Source organism: Bacillus sp. CIS52 (assembly GCF_053545315.1).
Genome location: NZ_JBIUFR010000002.1, coordinates 395,744 through 418,767, shown reverse-complemented (window position 1 = coordinate 418,767; position 23,024 = coordinate 395,744). Strand labels below are relative to the sequence as shown.

At 46.4% G+C, this 23,024-nt stretch carries 22 protein-coding genes and 3 pseudogenes; 3 read left to right on the top strand and 22 right to left on the bottom strand.

The window, feature by feature from the left end; translation table 11 throughout:
- Nucleotides 1–17: 17 nt before the first annotated feature.
- From ACH32G_RS12020 to rpsU, 8 genes and pseudogenes are all read right to left on the bottom strand, one after another.
- The gene (locus ACH32G_RS12020) at nt 18–977 is read right to left on the bottom strand and encodes a PhoH family protein (protein ID WP_045926742.1); all 960 of its coding nucleotides are present in this window, start codon (nt 975–977) and stop codon (nt 18–20) included.
- Nucleotides 941–2,165, bottom strand: a pseudogene (yqfD, locus tag ACH32G_RS12015) (sporulation protein YqfD). The gene ACH32G_RS12020 and the pseudogene yqfD overlap by 37 nt, the downstream one beginning before the upstream one ends.
- Before the next feature lie 17 nt (nt 2,166–2,182).
- The gene (yqfC, locus tag ACH32G_RS12010; protein ID WP_003152966.1) at nt 2,183–2,464 is read right to left on the bottom strand and encodes a sporulation protein YqfC; all 282 of its coding nucleotides are present in this window, start codon (nt 2,462–2,464) and stop codon (nt 2,183–2,185) included.
- 56 nt (nt 2,465–2,520) lie between these two features.
- Nucleotides 2,521–2,955 carry a hypothetical protein gene (locus ACH32G_RS12005; RefSeq protein ID WP_016938913.1) on the bottom strand — a complete coding sequence of 145 codons (435 nt, stop codon included), beginning with the start codon at nt 2,953–2,955 and terminating at the stop codon, nt 2,521–2,523.
- Between the two features lie 27 nt (nt 2,956–2,982).
- Nucleotides 2,983–3,975, bottom strand: coding sequence for a flotillin-like protein FloA (gene floA, locus ACH32G_RS12000; protein WP_016938912.1), 993 nt, complete (start codon nt 3,973–3,975; stop codon nt 2,983–2,985).
- Between the two features lie 24 nt (nt 3,976–3,999).
- Nucleotides 4,000–5,316, bottom strand: coding sequence for an NfeD family protein (locus ACH32G_RS11995; protein ID WP_448814394.1), 1,317 nt, complete (start codon nt 5,314–5,316; stop codon nt 4,000–4,002).
- Between the two features lie 122 nt (nt 5,317–5,438).
- Nucleotides 5,439–5,885, bottom strand: coding sequence for a GatB/YqeY domain-containing protein (locus ACH32G_RS11990; RefSeq protein WP_007408278.1), 447 nt, complete (start codon nt 5,883–5,885; stop codon nt 5,439–5,441).
- Nucleotides 5,886–5,899: 14 nt separating this feature from the next.
- Nucleotides 5,900–6,073 (bottom strand): 30S ribosomal protein S21, encoded by a 174-nt coding sequence (rpsU, locus tag ACH32G_RS11985; RefSeq protein WP_003152957.1) that lies wholly within the window; start codon nt 6,071–6,073, stop codon nt 5,900–5,902.
- 171 nt (nt 6,074–6,244) lie between these two features.
- On the opposite strand from rpsU, the gene ACH32G_RS11980 reads away from it, so the two are divergent.
- Nucleotides 6,245–7,171 carry a Na/Pi symporter gene (locus ACH32G_RS11980; protein ID WP_448814393.1) on the top strand — a complete coding sequence of 309 codons (927 nt, stop codon included), beginning with the start codon at nt 6,245–6,247 and terminating at the stop codon, nt 7,169–7,171.
- 35 nt (nt 7,172–7,206) lie between these two features.
- Here ACH32G_RS11980 and mtaB read toward each other — a convergent pair whose 3' ends face one another.
- The 12 genes from mtaB to gpr form a co-directional block, all read right to left on the bottom strand.
- Nucleotides 7,207–8,562, bottom strand: coding sequence for a tRNA (N(6)-L-threonylcarbamoyladenosine(37)-C(2))-methylthiotransferase MtaB (mtaB, locus tag ACH32G_RS11975; protein ID WP_047475600.1), 1,356 nt, complete (start codon nt 8,560–8,562; stop codon nt 7,207–7,209).
- Nucleotides 8,562–9,332 carry a 16S rRNA (uracil(1498)-N(3))-methyltransferase gene (locus ACH32G_RS11970; RefSeq protein ID WP_099744672.1) on the bottom strand — a complete coding sequence of 257 codons (771 nt, stop codon included), beginning with the start codon at nt 9,330–9,332 and terminating at the stop codon, nt 8,562–8,564. Before ACH32G_RS11970 ends, mtaB begins: the two co-directional genes overlap by 1 nt.
- 22 nt (nt 9,333–9,354) lie before the next feature.
- Nucleotides 9,355–10,290: a 50S ribosomal protein L11 methyltransferase gene (gene prmA, locus ACH32G_RS11965; protein ID WP_064777742.1), complete on the bottom strand. Its 936-nt coding sequence runs from the start codon at nt 10,288–10,290 to the stop codon at nt 9,355–9,357.
- 23 nt (nt 10,291–10,313) lie between these two features.
- Nucleotides 10,314–11,441, bottom strand: coding sequence for a molecular chaperone DnaJ (dnaJ, locus tag ACH32G_RS11960; protein WP_016938906.1), 1,128 nt, complete (start codon nt 11,439–11,441; stop codon nt 10,314–10,316).
- A 179-nt stretch (nt 11,442–11,620) separates the two neighbouring features.
- Nucleotides 11,621–13,459 (bottom strand): molecular chaperone DnaK, encoded by a 1,839-nt coding sequence (dnaK, locus tag ACH32G_RS11955; protein ID WP_016938905.1) that lies wholly within the window; start codon nt 13,457–13,459, stop codon nt 11,621–11,623.
- Nucleotides 13,460–13,483: 24 nt separating this feature from the next.
- The gene (gene grpE, locus ACH32G_RS11950; RefSeq protein WP_016938904.1) at nt 13,484–14,059 is read right to left on the bottom strand and encodes a nucleotide exchange factor GrpE; all 576 of its coding nucleotides are present in this window, start codon (nt 14,057–14,059) and stop codon (nt 13,484–13,486) included.
- 59 nt (nt 14,060–14,118) lie between these two features.
- Nucleotides 14,119–15,150, bottom strand: coding sequence for a heat-inducible transcriptional repressor HrcA (gene hrcA / locus ACH32G_RS11945; protein ID WP_448814392.1), 1,032 nt, complete (start codon nt 15,148–15,150; stop codon nt 14,119–14,121).
- Between the two features lie 80 nt (nt 15,151–15,230).
- Nucleotides 15,231–16,370, bottom strand: a complete 1,140-nt coding sequence (gene hemW / locus ACH32G_RS11940; protein ID WP_448814391.1) for a radical SAM family heme chaperone HemW — start codon at nt 16,368–16,370, stop codon at nt 15,231–15,233.
- 58 nt (nt 16,371–16,428) lie between these two features.
- Nucleotides 16,429–18,264 carry a translation elongation factor 4 gene (gene lepA, locus ACH32G_RS11935; RefSeq protein WP_047475598.1) on the bottom strand — a complete coding sequence of 612 codons (1,836 nt, stop codon included), beginning with the start codon at nt 18,262–18,264 and terminating at the stop codon, nt 16,429–16,431.
- A 131-nt stretch (nt 18,265–18,395) separates the two neighbouring features.
- Nucleotides 18,396–18,734 carry a YqxA family protein gene (locus ACH32G_RS11930; protein WP_016938900.1) on the bottom strand — a complete coding sequence of 113 codons (339 nt, stop codon included), beginning with the start codon at nt 18,732–18,734 and terminating at the stop codon, nt 18,396–18,398.
- A 16-nt stretch (nt 18,735–18,750) separates the two neighbouring features.
- Entirely contained in the window at nt 18,751–19,944 is a 1,194-nt protein-coding gene (gene spoIIP, locus ACH32G_RS11925; RefSeq protein ID WP_448814390.1) for a stage II sporulation protein P, read from the bottom strand.
- Nucleotides 19,945–20,011: 67 nt separating this feature from the next.
- On the bottom strand, nt 20,012–21,118 hold the full coding sequence (gene gpr, locus ACH32G_RS11920) for a GPR endopeptidase (protein WP_366971360.1): 1,107 nt from the start codon (nt 21,116–21,118) through the stop codon (nt 20,012–20,014).
- Between the two features lie 202 nt (nt 21,119–21,320).
- On the opposite strand from gpr, the gene rpsT reads away from it, so the two are divergent.
- A complete protein-coding gene (gene rpsT / locus ACH32G_RS11915; RefSeq protein WP_003152876.1) occupies nt 21,321–21,587 on the top strand; it encodes a 30S ribosomal protein S20 in 267 nt (88 codons plus the stop codon).
- A 17-nt stretch (nt 21,588–21,604) separates the two neighbouring features.
- On the opposite strand, the pseudogene holA reads toward rpsT, so the two are convergent.
- Both holA and ACH32G_RS11905 read right to left on the bottom strand, forming a co-directional pair.
- A pseudogene (gene holA, locus ACH32G_RS11910) lies at nt 21,605–22,646 on the bottom strand (DNA polymerase III subunit delta); the annotation flags it as partial.
- A gap of 39 nt (nt 22,647–22,685) precedes the next feature.
- A pseudogene (locus tag ACH32G_RS11905) lies at nt 22,686–22,840 on the bottom strand (hypothetical protein).
- 40 nt (nt 22,841–22,880) lie between these two features.
- Between ACH32G_RS11905 and ACH32G_RS11900 the strand changes: the two are divergent.
- On the top strand, nt 22,881–23,015 hold the full coding sequence (locus tag ACH32G_RS11900) for a YqzM family protein (protein WP_003152870.1): 135 nt from the start codon (nt 22,881–22,883) through the stop codon (nt 23,013–23,015).
- Nucleotides 23,016–23,024: the final 9 nt, after the last annotated feature.

Genomic DNA, 23,024 nt, shown 5'->3' with positions numbered 1-23,024 from the left:
ATCGGGTCATTTTTGCATTACTTTTGCTTATCATAAGCTTCAATAATCTTTGCAACAAGCGGATGTCTGACCACATCTGTCTGGTCAAGTTCAATCACGGAAATGCCGTTTATGTCATTCAGCATATCCCTCGCTACTGCAAGTCCCGATGTGACGCCTTTCGGCAGGTCAATTTGGCTTACGTCGCCCGTAATGATCATTTTAGAGCCAAAACCCAATCTCGTCAAAAACATTTTCATTTGAGCGGGAGTGGTATTCTGGGCTTCATCAAGAATCACATATGCGTCGTCAAGCGTCCGCCCTCTCATATAGGCAAGCGGGGCGATTTCGATAACCCCTCTTTCCATCAGACGCTCCGTATGGTCGCTTCCGAGCACATCGTGGAGCGCGTCATACAGCGGGCGCAGATAAGGATCTACTTTTTCCTTTAAGTCTCCGGGCAGAAAACCGAGGCTTTCGCCGGCTTCCACAGCGGGTCTTGTTAAAATGATTTTTTTAATGTGGCCGTTTTTTAAAGCATGCACCGCTTTTACGACCGCCAAATATGTTTTGCCGGTTCCCGCCGGCCCGATGCCGAACACCATGTCGTTTTTCTTCATCGCCGCAACATATTCTCTCTGGCCGATGGTTTTGACGCGGATCGGCTTGCCTTTTGCCGTTTTCGTTATTTCCTCTTCATACATGCTTTCAAAATAGTCCAGTTCATCTTTCTTTGCCATTTTCACGGCATACAGCACATCACGTTCCGAAATCTCGATCCCCTTGCGGATTAAAGTAAGGAGCGAGCCCAATAATCTGTCAGCAATCTCAAAAGACTCATCATTGCCGGAAACGTAAATGGTTTCACCGCGTGTGATGATGCTTACGCCCAGATCCTTCTCCATTAAATGTAAAAAGGCATCTTGGCTGCCGAACAAAGAAAGTGCTTCATCCGGGCTTTTCAGTTTGTGATTAATCGCAAGTAAATGTTCTGCCATTCTTTAGTCTCCCTGAACAATAGGTGTGGTTTGCACGATATCTTCTATAACTTGGTAGAGAATAATCAACTTTACTTTACCATTCTCAACGGATTGGTGCAAAACTTTTTCACTTTCCACCTCTCCGCTGCCGCTTAATCGCTTCTCTACATCTTGTCTGCCCATTTTGATGCCGGCCTGAACCGCTTCGTCCTTCGTATAAGACCGCACGGAGGTTTCACTTTCTCTTGTCTGTTCTTTGACGTAAGATACCGGAAGCTTCAGCCCCAGAAATTGAAACGGATGCTTTTCTTCCTCTGTTTTCGGATGTTTCAGCGGCTCCTCATTAAACCCGAAGCCCCAAAAAGGCACGCCCCATGATCCGAAAGACAGCTTGTGCTTCGTCCTTACTTTACCCGTATATAGCGTAAATGATGTTTCAAGAGGCACGGTTACTTCTGACTTGTACCATGTTTCTCCGTAAATTTCCGCTTTTGAGGCAACTTTTCGGTCTTCATTTCCGATCAGTCCTGAGACGAGGAGCTGTCCTTTGTCAACATGATCGTTCACAAAAGCCATCGGCTGCCCCTTTTGCACGAACATCCTTTTGATGACCGCCTTCTTTTTGGCAACGATATGACGGGGGCTCACGTACTTTTCTTTTGTCGGTTCATTTTTTTCAACCACTTTCATATGAAGGGCTGTCCCGTTCAATTCCACACCGACCCACGTAATATTATCGATGCCGTTTGTTAATGATTTTTGAATTTTCTCCGGCGTCATCATCAGAAATTGCAAACGGCCTTTTTTCACACCGATTTCTTCCAGGTGCTTCATCATCTGATGCTCGGTTTCAGGCTTGGCCCCTTTAATATCAATGTCCCAAATCATGTTGGACAAAAGAAACAATATAATGAAAAATATCACAAATCCCGCAGTAAAGCCCAGGTTTAATTTTGATTTGAGAAGCAGAAAGGGCAGGCCCTTTCTTTTCGTAAAGCTTGCTTTGCATTCATGTTTTCTGATGACTCTTCTGAAAGCATGTACATCTTGAAGCTGAATCATCAGCAGAACACAGTCTTGCTTTTTTTTCACCGCAAAGATGGCGATTCCGTTTCTCGTGCATTCATTAAGCAGCCGTTCAATCCCTTTTCCTTTGACTTCCATTTGGACTTTACCCGAAAAAAATGACAGCCATTTGTTTTTCACATTATTTCCCCCCGGCTTTATGAATCGACATATCTTACGTGATCTATCGTGCCCTCCAAAAGGATTTCCTCAGGAAGGATTGCCTTAATGACCAAGTTTTTTCCTGATATGATACATTGCCCCTGCTTGAGCATCAGCCTGACTTCTTCTTCGCTGAACAGCAAGAGGCCTCTGTGATTCTCTATGTAGATATGAAGTCTGCCGACCATCGTAATGCGAGGCAGATCCATCATAACGTCCGGGGGAATTTCCAATGCTCTAGTCAGCCACGCCTTTACACGATTCTTTCTTTGCCCCATAAAAAAAGAACCCCCTTTCATCTCATATGTATGATTTGAAAAGGGGTTCTAACACTTTAATTTTTACCGATGCTCCGCATGGTCCGGTGCGGTTTTTTGGCACGGGGCGGACCTAAAATCTCACTGAATATGATGCCCTGCACTGCAGTTTCTTTCTTAATCTTGAGGGCTGATTTCTTCAGAGACGCATTTCGTGCGCGTTGAGATGTCAGCTTATGATCAAGCCCATTGAACATCTTCTCTGTCTCTGCAAGGCGCTTTTCAGCTTCCCTTCTTTTTTGCTCAAAAGGGTTCTCTTTGGAAACGGCAGGCATTTCTTCCGCTACCGGCTTATGCTCTTGCGGCGGCTGTGTGTGATCCTGCTTTTTTTTCTGATCTGCGGGACGTCTATTCGGCGGGCGTTTTTCATCTTTGTTTTTCTTGCCGAATATTGCCGATATAATGCCGATGACGGCGGCAATGACGAGCGGATTTGTCAGAATCTCGTGCATATAGCGGCTCCCTCCTTAATAGAGAGGTTATTGTTGGTCTTCATCTTGCTGGTCATTCGTCAGCTTGCCGATAGAATCCCTCATGTCTGTGTCAGCGTCGATATTTTTTATGTTCATATAATCCATGACACCGATGTTTCCTTCACGTAAGGCTTCAGCCATCGCAAGCGGCACTTCCGCTTCAGCTTCCACGACTTTCGCCCGCATTTCTTCTACGCGCGCACGCATTTCCTGCTCTTGGGCGACGGCCATAGCGCGGCGTTCTTCGGCTTTGGCCTGTGCAATGTTTTTGTCTGCTTCCGCCTGGTCTGTCTGCAGAATCGCTCCGATGTTTTTGCCGATATCCACGTCGGCGATGTCAATCGAGAGAATTTCAAATGCGGTGCCTGAATCCAGCCCTTTGCCAAGTACGGTCTGCGAAATCATATCAGGGTTTTCAAGCACTTTTTTATGATTATGTGAAGAACCGATTGTTGAGACAATCCCTTCTCCGACACGGGCGACAACCGTCTCTTCTCCCGCTCCTCCGACAAGGCGCTCGATATTGGCTCTTACCGTGATTCTGGCTTTTGCTTTCACTTCAATTCCGTCCATGGCGACACCTGCGATAAACGGTGTTTCAATGACCTTCGGATTGACACTCATCTGTACGGCTTCCAATACATCACGCCCGGCCAGGTCAATGGCTGCGCAGCGTTCAAATGTCAGCTCAATATTGGCGCGCTGTGCCGCAATCAGGGCATTGACCACCCTGTCGACATTACCTCCGGCCAGGTAATGGCTTTCGAGCTGATTTGTTGTTGCGGATAGGCCGGCTTTGTGCGCCTTAATTAACGGGTTGACAACGCGGCTTGGAATGACGCGGCGCAGCCTCATCCCGACCAAAGTGAAAATGCTGATTCTGACTCCTGCTGCAAGTGCCGAAATCCATAGCATCACCGGTACAAAGGTGAAGAATATGGCTAACACAATTATGGCAGCTGCAACTATTGCTAAAATCGCCAAACTTGACAGTTCCATCTAATTCCTCCTCAAGATTATCATCTATATTTCTCTCACGACAATGCGTGAGCCTTCCGCTTTCACCACTTTCACCTGTCTGTCTTTTTCAGTGAATGATCCTTCTGAAACGACATCAAGGCGTTCATCATCAATAATAACGGTGCCTGACGGTCTGAGGGCTGTAGCGGTAACACCGATTTTCCCCAACAGCTCCGTCCGGTTCTGATTTGAAACATAACCGTTCTCCGTGCTTGTTGAATCAGTTAATATCAATTTCTTAAAGAATTTCATTCGTTTCCCCAACACCCTTGTTAATATGATAAAGGCAGCAATAGACACACTAAAGGCGATCAAGAGAGAAACCGCCATTACAGTAAAGCTGCCCGCAGCGAGAAAGAGGCTCGCGATGACGCCTGCAACACCGATAAGACCAATTATGCCTCCGGGCAGAAATATCTCTAAAAGGATAAAAACCAAGCCCGCGCAAAACAAGAATACACTGTCATAACCGGCGAATCCGGCAGCGATATGCCCGGTGAAAAACAGCAGCATGGCCGTCAGTCCGACGGCGCCCGGTATGCCGAGGCCCGGCGAGAACAATTCAATGGTCAAACCAAGCAAAGCGAGCGTTAATAAGACGGGGACAACAAACGGGTTTGTCAGCCATCTTCCCAATTTTCCGACAAAACCCTCTTTTGCATGGTGAACATCGGCTTTGTCAAAACCGAGCTTTGTATATAAAGCATCGAGGTTTGAAACCGTTCCCTCCGAATATCCGACTTCCTTCGCTTTTTCAGCTGTCAGTGTCAGCAGTTTTCCCTTTGGAGCGCCCGCTTCTTTTGCATTGATGGCGGGGTCTGCCATGGCCAGGGCGTATTTCGGGTTTCGGTTGTTTTTAGCCGCTGCGTCCTCCATTTCTGCATGCCACAGTGATTGGGCCTTTTTGTCTGCCGCGTTTCCTTTGCCGTCGATGATGGCTGCTGCACCCATTTTTCCGCCCGGCGCCATATAAATGTCATCTGCCTGAAGCGCTATATATGCCCCGGCAGAAAGCGCCCGTTTATTCACGTAAGCGGTAACAGGCACATCCGCGTCGCCGATGACATCTGCAATATCCAAAGCTGATTGAACGGCGCCTCCCGGTGTATTGATGTCCAGAATAATGTGTGACACGCCGGATTCCTTCGCTTCTTTGAAAGAACGCGATAAAAAAGCGGCAAGTCCCTGTTCGACATTTTTCTCAACCGGGATGACATAAACCGATGGACGATCAGCTTTTGCGTTCAATTGAACTCCTAATAAAGATAATACAAATAAGCCCAATAGAGCAACAGCAATTCCGGGTTTTTTTCGGAACAAGGCAGATATACCCTCCTTCCCGTTTCATTCTTCTTTATATACGTAACAAATGTACTTTAGTTTCATTTTTTTATGTATAAAAAAAGACATCTCTCGAGGAAAGATGTCTTTTTCTTCGTCAATTAAGATAATTGACTGCTGACAAGCCTGTTAATCACGCTGCCGTCAGCTTTACCTTTTACTTTAGGCATAATAGCACTCATCACTTTGCCCATGTCCGCTTTCGAGCTCGCACCGACTTCAGCGATGGTTTCATTTACGATTGTCTGCAGCTCTTCTTCAGAAAGCTGCTTCGGTAAATAAACTTCTAAAATGTCCAGCTCTTTTTGAACTTTATCTACTAAATCTAAACGATTAGCGTTTGAAAATTCATGGAGGGAGTCTTTACGTTGCTTAAGTTCACGAGATAGGACAGTAAGTTCCTCATCCTCGGTCAAACTGTCTTTCTTAAGCTTAATTGCTTCGTTTTGAAGTGAAGCTTTCACCATTCGAACGACAGTCAGTTTGTCTTTCTCACGGCTTTTCATATACAGCTTCATATCTTGGTTAAGTCGCTCAAGAAGACTCATAAATCCACCCTCTTTTAGAATTTGCGTTTTCTAGCAGCTTCTGACTTTTTCTTGCGCTTTACGCTAGGTTTTTCATAAAATTCGCGCTTTCTTGCTTCTTGCAAAGTACCTGTCTTTGATACACTGCGTTTGAAGCGACGAAGAGCATCTTCAAGCGATTCGTTTTTTCTAACGACCGTTTTTGACATTCTCTTTCCCTCCCTCCGAATACACCAATCGACTACCTTTAAAAAGATACACATATAAACATGTACTTTGACATTATAATATAAGCCATGAGTCAGGTCAACTAAGTGAGTTCACTTTTCCGTCATGAATAACGCGGCTTGTCTATATAATGATGGAAAGGGGTGTTTCGTTTGCTGATACTGATTCTCTTTACCGCACTTATCCTGTTTTTTTTACTCGGAATGAGCCTGCTCAGACAGGGGCTGATCGCTTTAACGTATTCAAAAATTGAGAAGAGCCTCCTCTTGTTTACCGACCACCCTTTGAAAGCTTTTCTCATCAGCATTGTATTCACGGGTTTTCTTCAGAGCAGCTCAGCTTTTATGGTTATTGTGATCGGCTTTGTCAGTGCAGGCGCTTTACCTTTTAAACGGACCATTCCGATGATTCTCGGCACGAATGTCGGCTCCACATTTACGACGGAGTTTTTGGCCATAAAGATGGATGTGCTCATCTGGGTGCTTTTGATCGGCGGCCTTGTGTTTATTCTTATCCGGAAATATCCGTTCAGGCAGATCGGCGTAAGCTTTCTCGGTCTCGGCATCATCTTTTTTTGCATCACGTGCTTCAGCCGTCTTGCCGTTCCGCTGACAGAAATGAAGGCGGGGGCGGAGGTTTTGCGCCATGTAAATGATTCAAGCTGGTCCGCTCTTTTGATCGGCATGATATTGACGGCCATCATTCATTCAAGCTCCGTCTGCATCGGCATATTAATGAGTTTTATGAACGAAGGGATGGTCGGCATTGAACAGGCGGTCAGCGTCGTTCTCGGATCTAATATCGGGACATGCGTCACGGCCGTCATGGCTGCTGTTTCAGGGGGTTATGCCGCGAGACAGACCGCCGGCGCTCACGTTGTCTTTAATATTCTCGGCGTACTTCTTGTCTTTCCCTTCCTGTCCGCAGCAGCAGATTTTACAGAGCGGCTGTCTGACGATCCCGCGCAAATGATCGCGCATTTCAGTCTTTTGTTTAATGTTGTCACCGCGTTATTGTTTCTGCCGTTCACGCATTTATTTTATCGGCTGATTGACAGGCTGATCCCTCCGAAACCGTAAAAAACCGATGCGTGAAAGCATCGGTTTTTTATCTGTTACGAAGACATGCGCATGTTCTGAGTCATTTCTTCTTCAACAACGCGGACGAATTGTCCTTCATTGTACGGATAGCCCGCTTTTTGAATTTTGACTTTGACAAGTTTGCCGATTAAATCTTCCGTGCCTTTGAAGACGACTTTCATGTAATTGTCTGTATAGCCGACGAACATGCCGTCTTCATCAGACTCTTTAAACGTCTCTTCCGGAATGATTTCCAGAACCTCTCCTTCATAATCGGAGGCGTATTCTTTGGCAAGCTGGTCAGAAAGAGCAATCAGCTTGTGCACCCGTTCATTTTTCACATTCTCGTCAACCTGGTCTTCCATTCTGGCCGCAGGCGTTCCGGTGCGTTTGCTGTAAGGGAACACATGAAGCTCAGAAAATTTATGTTCTTTAATGAACCGGTATGTTTCCATAAATTCTTCTTCCGTTTCACCCGGGAAACCGACGATAACATCAGAAGTGACAGCAAGACCCGGCAGCGCTTCTTTCAGCTTATTTAACCGGTCCGCGAAAAATTCCATCGTATATTTGCGTCTCATCCGTTTCAGAACGGTGTTTGATCCTGACTGAATCGGGATGTGAAGGTGGCGGACAATTTTATCAGACGCATCCAGCACTTCAATCACTTCATCAGTGATTTGGCTTGCTTCAATAGATGAAATTCTGATCCTTTTCAGTCCCTCTACACGTGTATCCAATTCACGGAGAAGCTTGGCGAAATTATAATCTTTCATATCTTCGCCGTAGCCGCCCGTATGAATCCCCGTCAGAACGATTTCTTTATAACCGGCATCCACCAGCTGCTGCGCCTGTTTAATGACTTCTTCAGGATCGCGGGAACGAAGCAGGCCGCGCGCCCAAGGGATGATGCAGAACGTACAGAAGTTGTTGCAGCCTTCTTGGATTTTCAATGACGCTCTTGTCCGGTCAGTAAAAGCGGGAACATCCAGCTCTTCAAACACGCGTGCTTTCATAATGTTGCCGACGCCGTTGATCGGCTGGCGCTCTTCTCTGTACTGCTCAATGTAACCGAGCATTTTTTCTCGATCCTGCGTGCCGACGACGATGTCAACGCCCGGGATGGCCATAATTTCTGCCGGAGATGTTTGCGCATAGCACCCTGTTACGCAGATGACGCCTTCAGGATTTTGGCGGATCGCCCGTCTGATGACTTGACGGCTTTTTTTATCTCCCGTGTTTGTTACCGTACATGTATTAATGACATATACATCTGCTGTCTGCTCGAATTCTTTTCGTTCATAACCCGCATCTTTAAACAGCTGCCAGATTGCTTCTGTTTCATAATGATTGACCTTGCAGCCAAGGGTATGAAAAGCAACAGTTGCCATTACTGATCACCTCTTAATAACTCTGTATGATAGGAAACTGCGCTTAACGCGTAAAGCGGCGCAGTTTCAGTCCGTAAAATTCTTGGTCCGAGGCCGCATAAGACGGCGCCTTTTTCTGAAAGCTGCTGAACTTCAGACTCAGTCAGACCGCCTTCAGGGCCGAATACGATGAGAAGAGACGAACCTTTCGGAAGGCTTTTGAGCTCCGCAGCGAAAGCGCCCGTTTCTCCCTGTTTTGATGACTCCTCGTATGCAACGACACATTTATCGACATTCTCCGCCATTTCAAGCAGCTGCCGGAACGTATGAACGGTTTTCACTTCGGGAATTTCATTGCGGTACGATTGCTCCGCCGCCTCCTTCGCGATTTTCGCCCATCTTTCCCGCTTCTTCTTTGCCTTTTTGTCGTCAAGCTTAACGACGGATCTGGCGCCTTGAAAGGGGATGAACATACTTGCCCCGAGCTCGGTCCCTTTTTGAATAATCCATTCAAGCTTATCGCCTTTCGGAAGGCCGCTGGCGATTCTGATTTTTAACGGCAGCTCACGGTTTTCACCCGTCCATTCAGCGACGCTGCATGATATATGATCTTTAGAAACCTCTTTGAGCAGGCATAACGCTTCATGGCCGTCTTTCGAACAGCAGATTATCCGGTCTCCTGCACTCATTCTCATGACGTTTGCAATGTGGTGGACGTCTTCTCCCGCAATTTGAAAATCAGGGGTTTCTTCCATCTCCTGCTTCGTGAGCTCGATAAAATATCGTTGCATACGCTGTGACACCTACTAACTGTTATTTTTTCGCGATGATGCTGACCCAATCTTCCATAGACAGAATTTCTGTAATGATAAAACCGGCTTTTTCCAACGCTTCTTTTACTTCCTGTTTTTTCTGGCCGATAATGCCTGAAGTAATAAAATGGCCTCCGTCTTTTAGCAGGTCGTACGCCTGCGATGTAAAGCGGAGAATCACTTCCGCCAAAATATTCGCGACAATGACATCGTGTTCGCCTGTGATGCCGTCTAACAAATTGTTCTGTTTCACTTCGGCCGTATCGCTTACTTTGTTCAATTTCACATTCAGACGCGCGCTTTCGACAGCGACCGGGTCAAGATCATACGCATGAACCGATTCAGCCTCAAGCATGGCGGCTGCAATGCTCAAAATTCCTGAACCGGTGCCGACATCAATGACACGGTCGCCTTTTTGAACGATACGCTCAAGCGCCTGAATGCACAGAACGGTTGTCGGATGCGTTCCCGTACCGAATGCCATGCCCGGATCCATTTCGATAATCAGTTCATCGGTATTCACGGGTGTGTACGTTTCCCATGTGGGTACGATCGTAAATTTTTCAGAAATTTTTACCGGATGATAATACTTTTTCCAAGCTGTCGCCCATTCCTCTTCATTAACTTCAGAAATGGTGATTGTGTTTCTGCCTAAATCAATGTCGTACAAAAGCAGATTATTAATCGTCTCTTTAATGCCGTCGACCGTTTCGCCGAGGAAACTGTTGATCGGCAGATACGCTTTGACAATGACACCCTCATCGGGGTAATCATTGGGGTCGAGCTGGTAGATTTCCCCGTAAACATTCTCACGCTCTTTCATTAAATCAAGCGGATCTTCGATGACAACCCCGCTCGCACCAGCTTCATGCAAAATATTTGAGATGGGTTCAACCGCTTCATGTGTTGTGTGAATGCTGATTTCGGACCATTTCAAAACTACCAACTCCTATCCAATCATTACTCGCCTTTAAATGCGCGTTTTACTTTGTCAAAGAAACTCATTTCTTGTTCATCCGGCAGGTTGCCGCTGACTTCAGCGAACTCGCGGATGATGTCTTTTTGTTTATCTGTCAGATTCGTCGGCGTAACGACGCGGACGACAATGTGCTGGTCGCCTTGTCCGTAGCCGCGGACATTCTGCACGCCTTTGCCTCTTAATCTGAATTTTGTGCCGGTTTGTGTGCCGGCAGGGATTTTTAATTTCACTTTTCCGTGAAGCGTCGGCACTTCAACTTCGTCTCCGAGTGCCGCTTGAGCAAACGTTAACGGCATTTCACAGTAAATATCATCTCCGTCACGCTCAAAGAACTCGTGGGCGCGCACATGGAATACGACAAACAGATCTCCCGGAGGGCCTCCGTTTACACCTGGTTCACCTTGACCCGGAACGCGGAGCTGCTGTCCGTCGTCCACACCGGCAGGGATCGTAACGTTGATTTTTTTCCGTTTTTTCACTTTGCCCGTGCCGCCGCAGTCAGAGCACTTGTTTTTGATGATTTTTCCTGTTCCTTCACAGTGGTGGCAGACTCTTCGGTTAACCACTTTGCCAAACGGCGTGTTCTGTTCGACATTCAGCTGGCCTGAACCGCCGCAGTGCGAGCATGTTTCCGGCTTTGTCCCCGGCTTCGCGCCTGAGCCTTTGCATGTTTCACAATTCTCTTCGCGAGGAATTTCAATGATCGTCTCTTTTCCGAAAGCCGCATCTTCAAATGACAGTGTCATTGTATACTGCAGATCCGCGCCCTGCCGCGGCGCGTTCGGATCACGGCGTCTCGTGCCGCCGCCGAAGATGCTTGAGAAGATGTCATCGAAACCGAAGCCGCCGAAGTCTCCTCCGCCGCCGAAACCGCCGCCAAAGCCCTGATTAGGATCAGTATGGCCGAATTGATCATATTGAGCCCGTTTTTGGTCATCTGAGAGCGCTTCGTATGCTTCTTTTACCTCTTTGAATTTTTCATCTGCTCCGGATTCTTTATTGATATCAGGATGATATTTTTTTGAAAGCTTCCGATAGGCTTTTTTGATTTCATCCTTTGAAGCGCTCTTACTTACTCCAAGCACTTCATAGTAATCACGCTTACTCATCTCGCTTCACTCTCCCGAATTTCTCACATAAATTAGATTGTATCATTTTGAATTATGTTTTTTCAATTCCTTTTATCCCGGGCAAGAAAAAAAGTCAAAGCCAAGAGATGCCTGACTTTGACTTTCTGTCTGTTGAATCAGAATATGCTGTGTGTTCTTCCGCGTTCTGCGGAAAGAACTTATTTTTTCGCTTCGTCGTCTTTTACTTCTTCGTATTCCGCATCGACAACGTTATCGTCCGCTTTTTTGCCTTCAGCGTTTGCCGCGCCTTCAGCCTGCTGCGCTTTTGCCGCTTCTTCATAAAGCTTCATGGAAAGCTCTTGAACGATTGTTTGAAGCTCATCTTTTTTCGCTTTGATCTCTTCAATTTCGTTCTTCTCGATAGCTGCTTTCAGCGCGTCTTTCGCGTCGTTTGCTTTTTTCACTTGCTCTTCATCCACTTTGCCTTCCAGGTCTTTTAATGTTTTTTCCGTTTGGAACACAAGCTGGTCAGCTTCGTTGCGGACTTCGATTTCTTCTTTTTTCTTCGCATCAGCGTCAGCGTTTTCTTCCGCTTCTTTCACCATGCGTTCGATTTCGTCATCAGAAAGACCTGAAGAAGATTTGATTGTAATGTTTTGTTCTTTGCCTGTGCCTAAGTCTTTCGCTCTTACATTTACGATACCGTTTTTGTCAATATCGAAAGAAACTTCGATTTGAGGCACGCCGCGCGGTGCTGGCGGGATATCAGTAAGCTGGAAGCGGCCGAGTGTTTTGTTGTCGGCAGACATCGGGCGCTCACCTTGAAGCACGTGAATGTCAACGGCTGTTTGGTTATCAGCAGCAGTTGAGAACACTTGTGATTTGCTTGTCGGAATGGTCGTATTGCGGTCGATCAGTTTCGTGAATACGCCGCCCATTGTTTCAATACCGAGTGACAGCGGTGTAACGTCAAGAAGGACAACGTCTTTTACGTCTCCTGTGATGACGCCGCCTTGAATTGCAGCACCAAGCGCTACAACTTCATCAGGGTTTACGCCTTTATGCGCTTCTTTGCCTGTTTCTTTTTTGATTGCTTCCTGTACGGCAGGAATACGTGTAGATCCGCCGACAAGGATAACTTTGTCGATTTCGCTTGCAGAAAGATCCGCATCTTGAAGAGCCTGACGGACAGGAGCCATTGTGCGCTCAACGAGATGAGCGGAAAGCTCTTCGAATTTAGCGCGGGTCAGTGTCAGTTCAAGGTGAAGAGGACCTGCGTCTCCCGCTGTGATAAACGGTAAAGAAATTTGCGTAGATGATACGCCGGAAAGATCTTTTTTCGCTTTCTCAGCCGCATCTTTCAAACGCTGAAGCGCCATTTTGTCTTTTGACAGATCAATGCCGTTTTCTTTTTTGAATTCTGCTACGAGATGGTCGATGATGACTTGGTCAAAGTCGTCCCCGCCAAGACGGTTGTCACCGGCAGTTGAACGGACTTCAAACACGCCGTCGCCAAGTTCAAGCACAGATACGTCAAACGTACCGCCGCCAAGGTCGTAAACAAGAATCGTTTGGTCTTCGTCCGTTTTATCAAGTCCGTATGCAAGCGCTGCTGCAGTCGGCTCGTTGATAATACGCTCTACTTCAAGACCGGCAATTTTACCGGCATCTTTTGTCGCTTGGCGTTCTGCATCGTTGAAGTATGCAGGAACCGTGATAACAGCTTTAGAAACTGTTTCGCCAAGATAGCTTTCAGCGTATGCTTTCAGATGCTGAAGGATAATGGCTGACACTTCTTGAGGTGTGTAGTCTTTTCCTTCGATTTCTACTTTATAGTCAGTACCCATATGGCGTTTGATAGACATGATTGTGTTAGGGTTTGTGATAGATTGGCGTTTTGCCACTTCCCCTACTTGGCGCTCGCCGTTTTTAAATGCAACGACTGACGGAGTAGTACGGTTACCCTCAGCATTGGCGATAACTGTCGGCTCGCCGCCTTCAAGCACTGCCACACATGAGTTTGTCGTACCCAAGTCAATTCCGATTACTTTACTCACTTTGAATTACCTCCTGCTATGTAGTTATTGATTCACTTTAACCATTGAAGGACGGATGACGCGGTCCTTCAGTTTGTAGCCTTTTTGCAGTTCTTCGATAACAATATTGCTGCCGAAGTTTTCATCTTCCACCTGCATGACGGCTTGGTGAAGGTTCGGATCAAATTCCTGACCGACAGCTTCGATGGCTTCAACGCCTTCTCTTTCAAGAGCGTCCATCAGCTGGCGGCGGACCATTTCCATACCTTGCAGCAAGCTTTTTGTCTGCTCGCTTTCAGCTTCTACCTGTAAGGCCCGTTCAAAGTTGTCGAGAGCCGGAAGGATTTCCGTTACGACGTTTTGAGAACGGTATTTCTGAGCAGCTTCCATTTCAAGGCGGCTGCGTCGTTTATAGTTTTCAAAGTCTGCTTGAACACGCAAAAGCTTATTTTCTTTTTCATCAAGCAAACCCTGCAATTCATCAATTTGGTGCTGAAGGGCTTCTTCCTGACCTGCCGTTTCTTCATGCTGTTCTTGTGAAGCGGCTTGTTCTGCCTGTTCTGTCGTTTCTTCTTGTTCTGCTGCTTCAACCTGTTCTGCGGTTTGTTTTTCTTCTGACATTGTGTTCACCTCCCTCAAATGCTGTAAAAAGATGACTGAAAATGATTGCCAAAATTCCCTTATTCATCATACAAACTTGTGAATGCTTTTGACAAGTCCGAAGTCACATGCTGCAGCAAGCTGACGACTCTTGAATAATTCATGCGCGTCGGCCCGATAATGGCGATTGATCCGATCTGCTTCGTGTCAACCGTATAGGTGGCCGTGATCAGGCTGCAGTTTTCCATTTCTTCGTAGTCGTTTTCTTTACCGATTTTAATTGAAATCCCGGCTTTTGACGACTGAAACAGCTTCAGGACATCCTGCTCTTTTTCAATTAAGGATAAGAGCGAGCGGACCCGTTCAATATCATGGAACTCCGGCTGATTCAGCATATTGATTTTTCCGCCGAAAAATAATTTCTCAACATGGCCCGCCGGATGGAATGTGGAGCGGAGCGATTCGAGAATGCTGTCATAGTTGGCGATATGCTGCCTTAAATATGTGACAACCTCTTTAAAAATACGCTCATTCAGTTCGTCCATCGGAACGCCCGCTAATCGGTCGTTCAATATATTGACCAGTTTTTCAATATCGGCCAAATCCACTTTAGCCGGGAAATTGATCGTGCGGTTCTCGACATGCCCCGTATTCGTAACGAGGATGGCGACCGCCTTATCCGGCTGGATCGGAACGATTTGAATCTGCTTAAGATAATTCTCGCTCAGCGTCGGCCCGAGAACAATCGATGTGTAGTTTGTCAGTTCGGACAGGATCTGCGCTGATTTTTGGACTGTTTTTTCAAGCTCGAAGATTTTTTCTTTAAATATCGAGTGAATTAAATCCAGATCAGTTTTTGTCAGCTTGACAGGTGACAGCAAATGATCGACATAATACCTGTACCCTTTTTCCGACGGAATCCGTCCTGAGGATGAATGGGTTTTTTCAATAAAGCCCAAATCCTCCAAGTCAGCCATCTCGTTTCTGATCGTTGCAGAGCTGAATGTAATCTCGTCTTTTTTTGAAAGAGTTCTTGATCCAACAGGCTGCGCTGATTGTATAAAATCATTAATAATCACTTGCAGGATCAACAGCTGACGATTTGTTAACATCATCATCACCCCTGTTAGCACTCAAGGTCAGCGAGTGCTAATTCTATATCAAAAGTAACAAACGAAAAGAAAAATGTCAATTATAACTCACCCAAAAAAGCGCCAAAAACCTCATTTCCTAATAATTTGCCTTCATGCGTTAATGCTACCGATTTTTCCGAGTCACAGATCAGGCCTTTTTCAGTTAAATCTTTGAGAATATCAGGAAACAGTTCGTCGACTGAACGTCCGAATTTATCCAGGAAAGCTTTTTTTTGCACACCTGACATTTTTCTGAGACCGAGGAACATTTCTTCCTCAATCTGCTCTTCACGTGTCACCTCGTGCGTGTCCCGATAAGGCAGCCCTTTTTCTTCGATGAGCTGAATATAATGTTTCACGGGACCGGCGTTGACGTTGCGGGTGCCGCTGATATATCCGTGAGCCCCTGCGCCAAAACCGAAATACTCTTCATTGCTCCAATAGGTCAGATTATGCTGCGACTCGTACCCGGGCTTTGCAAAGTTGCTGATTTCGTATTGACGGATGCCCGCTTCACTCATCTGCCTCATGACCGTTTCATACATCTCAGCCTCTTGTTCTTGCGCCGGGAGATGCAGACGGCCTTTTTGCATTAAATTATAAAACACCGTTTTCGGCTCGACGATCAGCGAGTAAACGGAATAGTGCTCCGCATCCAGCGACAAAGCCGTTTTAACAGAATTGTCAAGGTCAGCCAGCGTCTGTCCCGGCAGGCCGAACATTAAATCGAGACTGATGTTGTCAAAACCGAGCGCCCTCGCCCGTTCAAAGGAGCTGAACACGTCCTTTTGTTTATGCACCCTGCCGATTTTCTGCAAAAGCGCGTCTTCGAAAGTTTGAACACCGAAGCTCAGCCGATTGACACCGGCATTTTTCAGGATTTTTAATTTTTCCGAGGACAAGTCATCCGGATTCGCTTCCGCGGCAAATTCAATGAGTCCGTCAGAAGGCTTCAGCACGCGGTGAATGGAATCCATCAGTTTTTCAAGCTGGGCGGGTGAGAGCGATGTCGGCGTGCCTCCCCCGATAAAAATTGTGCGAAGATCAGGGCGGCCCGTACGTTCTATCGTATTTATCATTTCCTTTTCGAGTGAGTTTAAGTACTCATCGACAGGCTGGCTCTGAATAAAATATTTATTGAAATCGCAATAGTGGCAGATATGCTCACAAAACGGAATATGAATATAAGCTGATTTCATTTGAAACACCTTCTTCTTTACAGAAAGAAGCCGCAGTGCGGGACTGCGGCGGCTTCCGTTATTTTTTCGGGCTGTCATCCATTTTAAGGACGGCCATAAACGCTTCCTGCGGCACTTCGACTGAGCCGACCTGCTTCATCCGGCGTTTTCCTTCTTTTTGTTTTTCAAGAAGCTTCCGTTTCCGCGAGATGTCTCCGCCGTAACATTTTGCAAGAACGTTTTTCCTCATGGCTTTAATGGTTGAGCGCGCCACGATTTTCTGTCCGATTGCCGCCTGCACCGGCACTTCGAATTGCTGGCGCGGGATCAGCTCTTTTAATTTTTCGACGATGACTTTTCCGCGCTCGTATGCGTAATCGCGGTGGACGATAAATGACAGCGCATCAATTTTTTCTGCATTCAGCATAATGTCCATTTTGACGAGTTTAGACGGCTTGTAGCCGATCAGCTCGTAATCGAAAGAGGCGTACCCTTTCGTACTGGACTTCAGCTGATCAAAAAATTCATAAACAATTTCCGCAAGAGGCATCTCGTATACAATGCTGACCCGGTTGGCGTCTAAGTACTGCATATCGATAAAGTTGCCCCGTTTCCCCTGACAAAGCTCCATAACCGCTCCGACATAATCGTTCGGAACCATCATCGTCGCTTTGACATAAGGTTCTTCCACCCGTTCTATTTTTTGCGGGTCAGGCATGTTTGACGGGTTATCGACGACGATCTTTTCACCGTCCGTCATATATACGTCATAAATAACGCTCGGCGCAGTCGTGATGAGATCAATTTTAAATTCCCGTTCAATCCGTTCTTGAATGATCTCCATGTGAAGCATTCCTAAAAAGCCGCAGCGGAAGCCGAAGCCGAGGGCTTGTGACGTCTCCGCCTCGTATTGAAGGGAGGAGTCATTCAATTCAAGTTTTTCCAGAGCCTCGCGCAAGTCATTATATTTGGCTGTGTCAATCGGGTAAAGTCCGCAATAGACCATCGGATTGAGTTTGCGGTAGCCCGGAAGCGCTTCTGCCGCAGGTTTAACCGCGCTTGTAATCGTATCACCGACACGGGTGTCGCCGACATTTTTAATCGCGGCTGTCAAATAGCCTACATCACCGACTGTCAATTCGTCAGCCGGCTGCGCTTTCGGCGTGAAGACGCCGACTTCGATGACTTCAAACTCTTTTCCGGTCGCCATCATTTTAATTTTCTGGCCAGGTTTTACCGTTCCTTCTACGACTCTGATATACGCGACGACTCCGCGGTACGCGTCATAAAGGGAGTCAAAGATGAGCGCTTTCAGCGGAGCTTCCGGATCTCCCGCGGGAGCAGGCACTTTTTCTACGATCTGCTCTAAAATGTCTTCGATGCCGATACCCGCTTTCGCTGAAGCGAGGACGGCGTCTGAAGCGTCAAGACCGATAACGTCCTCAACTTCTTGACGCACACGTTCTGGCTCTGCGCTCGGGAGATCGATTTTATTAATGACAGGAAGAATCTCAAGGTCATTATCAAGCGCCAGATAGACGTTCGCCAATGTCTGCGCTTCAATTCCCTGGGCCGCATCAACAACGAGAATCGCGCCTTCACAAGCAGCCAGGCTTCGTGATACTTCATATGTAAAGTCGACGTGTCCGGGCGTGTCGATGAGATGGAATATATATTCTTCTCCGTCTTTTGCTTTGTATTTCAGCTGAACGGAATTTAATTTGATGGTAATTCCCCGTTCGCGTTCAAGGTCCATTGAATCAAGCAATTGTTCTTTCATTTCCCGCTGGGTGATCGCCGATGTTTTTTCTAAAATCCGATCCGCCAAGGTCGATTTGCCGTGGTCTATATGGGCGATGATCGAGAAATTCCGGATTCTTGACTGCCTCTCTAAACGCTTTTCTTTATCTGTCACAATCTATCACTCCTACTATTAAACGCAAAATACACTAGCTTAGATTATATCAATAGGATTGTAAACATTCAATTAAAACAAGAAAGAGAAAAGCTTCCTGTTTGGAATCGTCCGCTTTTCTCCTTAAAATGCTATCGGTTCAGTTTCGAAACCCACTCGTACATCGCCTGGGCTGAGTCCGTCACGGTATTTGAAAGGGTTTCCCCGGCTTTTGAAAACAGGTTGAAGGTTTCCGCCTGTTCCAGCTGTTTTTGTTTTTCTTCCAGATCTTTCGCCGTAACGGTTTGGCCCAAAATGGATGCCTCTTTTTCCTGACCCTCTCCGCCGCTAAGCGTGAATGCACCTTTTAAGGAGGGGTCTTTGTATCCTTTCATATCAAGCATTCCGCTGTTTGCCTGCTGCATGCCGAACAAAACGCCGACAAACATGACGATGGCGATCAGCAGGCATTTGCCGGTAAATCGGATCATTTGCATCACCTGATTTCTATTGTTTTTTCTTCTCTCCTGATTGCGAGCTGACTTTTTCAGCATCCCAGTACAGTTCGCTGAATACATTGGCTACGGCTTCGGATGCGCGTCTCAGTTCTTCAAGGTTGTTATCCACGCCTCCGAATTCCAGCAGAAGCGACCGGTCGTTTAAATCCTGGTTGTATACTCCATTATCTCCCGGAGAGCCTTTTGATAAAACACCGACGCTTAAGCCGGGGTATTTTTCCTCCATGAGCTTATGAAGTTCACTTGCGAGTTTATAGTTTTCTTCAAAATTGGCGCTTTTTTTGCCGACGACGATGGCCACTCTGGCATAGCTTTTTCCTTTAATATCGGCTGTCGTATTTTTCTTACGGCGGGAATCCCGGTGAATATCTATGGTATATTGCAGATTTTTATTTTTGGCGAGCGCGCTTTTTACAACCGGTCTTGATTCGTCATAGCTTCGCGCATAATTTAAACCGTCTTTGTTCAGGCGGCCCTGAATGTCGGTTTTATCTACGTCCGCTCCTACGCCTTGCGCTTCCAGCGCTTTTCCGAACATATCTCCGACAAGCGTGACATTGGCCTTCGAATGGCGGGCGTTATCCGGATTTGTTTCCCCTTTTAACAGAGGGAGATAGGATTCGGTATTGTGAGTGTGATAAATAAAGACGACTTTTTTGCTGCCGGTCGAATGCTTCGGCGGCGCCGTTTCTTCTTTTTTCGTTTTGTTTTCGATTTCTGCAAGATTCACTTCTTTTTCTTTTTCCATCACCTTTGACGGCGGCGGAGATTCAGCCGGCATATTCGTATAATCCGTCCCCTGCCCCGCCAATAGGATCTCCGTATCGTATTGGGCAAATCCCGGCAGCTCGCGTCCCAAGAAGCTCCGCGGGTCTTCCAGGTTAATGCTTGTCGCCAGTTTTAAGGAAAGCCGTGACAGCTGAAATGAGTCTCTTTCAGGAAGCTCTGATGCGAAATAATGATTTTCCATGCCAAGGAGGTGTGCAAACGCGTCACCCGGAAGCTCTCCGGCAATTCCGTGAAGAGAATCGGAAGAAAGCCTCAGTTCAGGGCGAAGCGATGTGAGCACACCGGATAATACGAAAATAACGATAAGGCTTGTCATAAACAAAAACATGCCCTTGAGCGCATTTCCACCGTTTACTGTAACGACAATTTGACGGTTTCTGCGTTTTTTTCTCATGATTTGAATCCCTCCAGCGCTTGTCTAGTAATTACTCTATGAACAAGCTAGAGGAGGTAGAACCATTTTAATGATTATAAGAACCTTTGTTATCTTGTGAGACCTTTTCATGAAGGGCGGTGTTTAGCCCGTTTGCTAGCACGTTCGCCATATCATCAATAAAGGTGTCAATCTCCTTCGGCGTGACCATCAGATTATGGCCGAGCGGAGAAAGCACTTCATGAATCAGCTGGCGTTTTTCGTTTTCGTCCAGCGTGCCGACAATACCTAAAAAGGATTGGCGCTCTTTTTCTCCGGGAAGATCTTCGTCTGTCAGCACCTTCTTTTTGCCGAAGTTCATTCCGGCGGGCACCAAAGACCTCGACGGGCTGTCATCTTTCATTTCTCTGCCGAAATGCTTTAATATGTAGTCCACTGTATCGCTTGCGATCGTCACCGCATCAACGACAGTCGGTACACCGATCGCGATGACTGGGATGCCGAGCGTCTCTTTGCTTAATTCTTTTCTCTTATTGCCGACGCCTGATCCCGGGTGAATGCCCGTATCAGAAAATTGGATGGTCGTGTTCACCCTTTCAACGGCTCTTGCCGCAAGGGCATCTACAGCAATCACAAAATCCGGCTTCGATTCTTTGATCACGCCTTGAATAATATCGCTCGTTTCAATTCCCGTTAATCCCATCACTCCGGGAGCAAGCGCGCTGACCGGCCTGTACCCTTCCTGCACGTTTTCCGGCTGAAGCCTGAACAAATGCCGCGTCACAAGCAGATTTTCGGTCACGAGAGGGCCGAGTGCATCCGGCGTCACATTCCAGTTGCCGAGACCGACGATCAAACAGCTTGCATCCTTTGGAATGTTTAATGCCGACAGATAAGCGGAAAATTCCTCGGCAAACACTTCCGTTACTTTTTCCTGCATTTCAGAGTCGTGCTCCCTCACACCCTGCGCTTCGATCGTGACATAGCGCCCCTGCTTTTTGCCCGATAGCTCGGCGCCTTCTTTTGTAATATCCACCGTTCTGACTTTAATGCCGCCCTTGTCGCGTTCTTTTTCAATAAACCCGTTTATTTCTTTTTTCTGACCGGCTTGTCTGTCTTTTACCGCCTGTTTTGTTTCTACTGCTAAATCCGTCCGTATCAGAAATTGATTGACATCCAGTTCGTTATTTTTCACGGGGAAGACCTCCTTCAATCATCGTGGTACATAGTGTGGCCATTTGTAAAACGAATCATGCGAATTTACCCATCAACGAAAAATACTTTACATTTATATTGCAATCTAAAGTTCTGTTTGATAGAATACAATTTGTTCTATTGTGAAGAAGATTTAACCTTAAGACACTGTGCTACAGGTTGTATCTTAGGAGGTGAAACACATGCCAAACATTAAATCAGCGATTAAACGTACAAAAACAAACAACGAACGCCGCGCTCATAACGCGACAATCAAATCTGCTATGCGTACTGCAATCAAACAAGTAGAAGCTTCTGTTGCCAACAACGAAGCGGATAAAGCGAAAACTGCTCTTTCTGAAGCAGCGAAACGCATTGATAAAGCAGTGAAAACAGGTCTTGTACACAAAAATGCCGCAGCTCGATACAAATCTAGACTTGCGAAACAAGTGAACGGACTTTCTGCATAATACAAAAACGATCCCTGGTAACGGGGATCGTTTTTTTCATTCGGTCCGGAGAAGTTCAAGAAGAAAGAGCTCCAGCAAGAGCTGCTTGTCCTTTTTCCCGGTTTTCATTTCGTAATCCATCACTGCGAGTTTCTCTATAATACGCCTGAGCTCTTCTTCAGAAAAAAGCCTCGCCTGGTCCATCGCCAGCTTTACCCGGAAAGGGTGCACCTTTAAATTGGATGCGATTTGCTTTTGACCGTATCCTTGTCCGGCAAAATACTTCGTCTGCATAATGAGACGGAACTGGTTGGCGATCAGCGCCATAATTTTGATCGGTTCTTCGTTTTGTTTTAAAAGATCATAAAATATTTGAAGGCTTTCCGTCCGTTTTCGGTTCACGATTTTGTTGATCAGCTCAAAAATATTCTGCTCCAAACTTCTCGCGACAAGCTCCCGGACATCTTCAAGCGTAATCTCATGTCTGTCTCCGGTGTAGGCGGAGAGTTTTTGTATTTCCTGGTATATGGAGGACAGGTGGCCGTTTGCAAGCAGAACCAAATGCTCGGCAGCTTCTGTGTCGATCGTTTTATTTTCGGATTTTGCCAGATTAATCGTAAAGTCAGTCGTCTCCTTTGCATTCAGCTCCTTCGCTTCAATCATCAGAGCTTGCTGCTTCAGCGCCTTCGTCAGTTTTTTCCGCTCATCCAGCTTCTCATACGGAGCCACAATCACAAAAACCGTATAAGGCGCAGGCTCCTTCAGATAAGTCTCAAGAGCGCCTGTATTGTGCTCTATTTTTTCTTTCTTTTTTTCCCCTGTTAAAAAAGACGGGTTTTTCACAATGACCAGCCGCTTCTCCCCCATAAACGGAAACGTTTCCGCATCGGTTATCGCCTGGTCAAGCGGATCCTCTTCAAGATCAAAAACAGACAGGTTAAAATCTTTTGTCCCCTCATCAACGACAGCTTGTCTGATCCGGCTGACAGTCTCTTGGAGAAGATACGTTTCTTTTCCGTATAAACAATAAACGGAGCGGACATCCCCTTTTTTCAGGGCTTTCCAAACATCAAATACCATGATCGTATGACTTCCTCTCTTTCTTGATCCCCTTCTATCCTAAATTGAGTCAGGCAAATAGTAAAGAGGAAGCTTTAAAAAGGCCAGCTTCCTCATTTATAATAAACGCCTGATTCACAAGCTCCCGGGGCTGCTTGTAAAAAGGCGATAATCACAAGAACAGAAAACGTTACCATCACTTCTAGATTTTTCAAAACAATTCCAGTATACTTAGGGATGTCAGGAGGGATGAAATTGAATGATTTTGAAAAAAACGTTCAAAGCAAACGAAATGATGCTGTTGACTCAGCTGTCGGTTTTGTCGTGTCCTTCGGATTTTTCGCCTTTTTGTTCGTGATGGCAACAGCCATCCATCTTATCGGCTCTTAGCCGCATTCC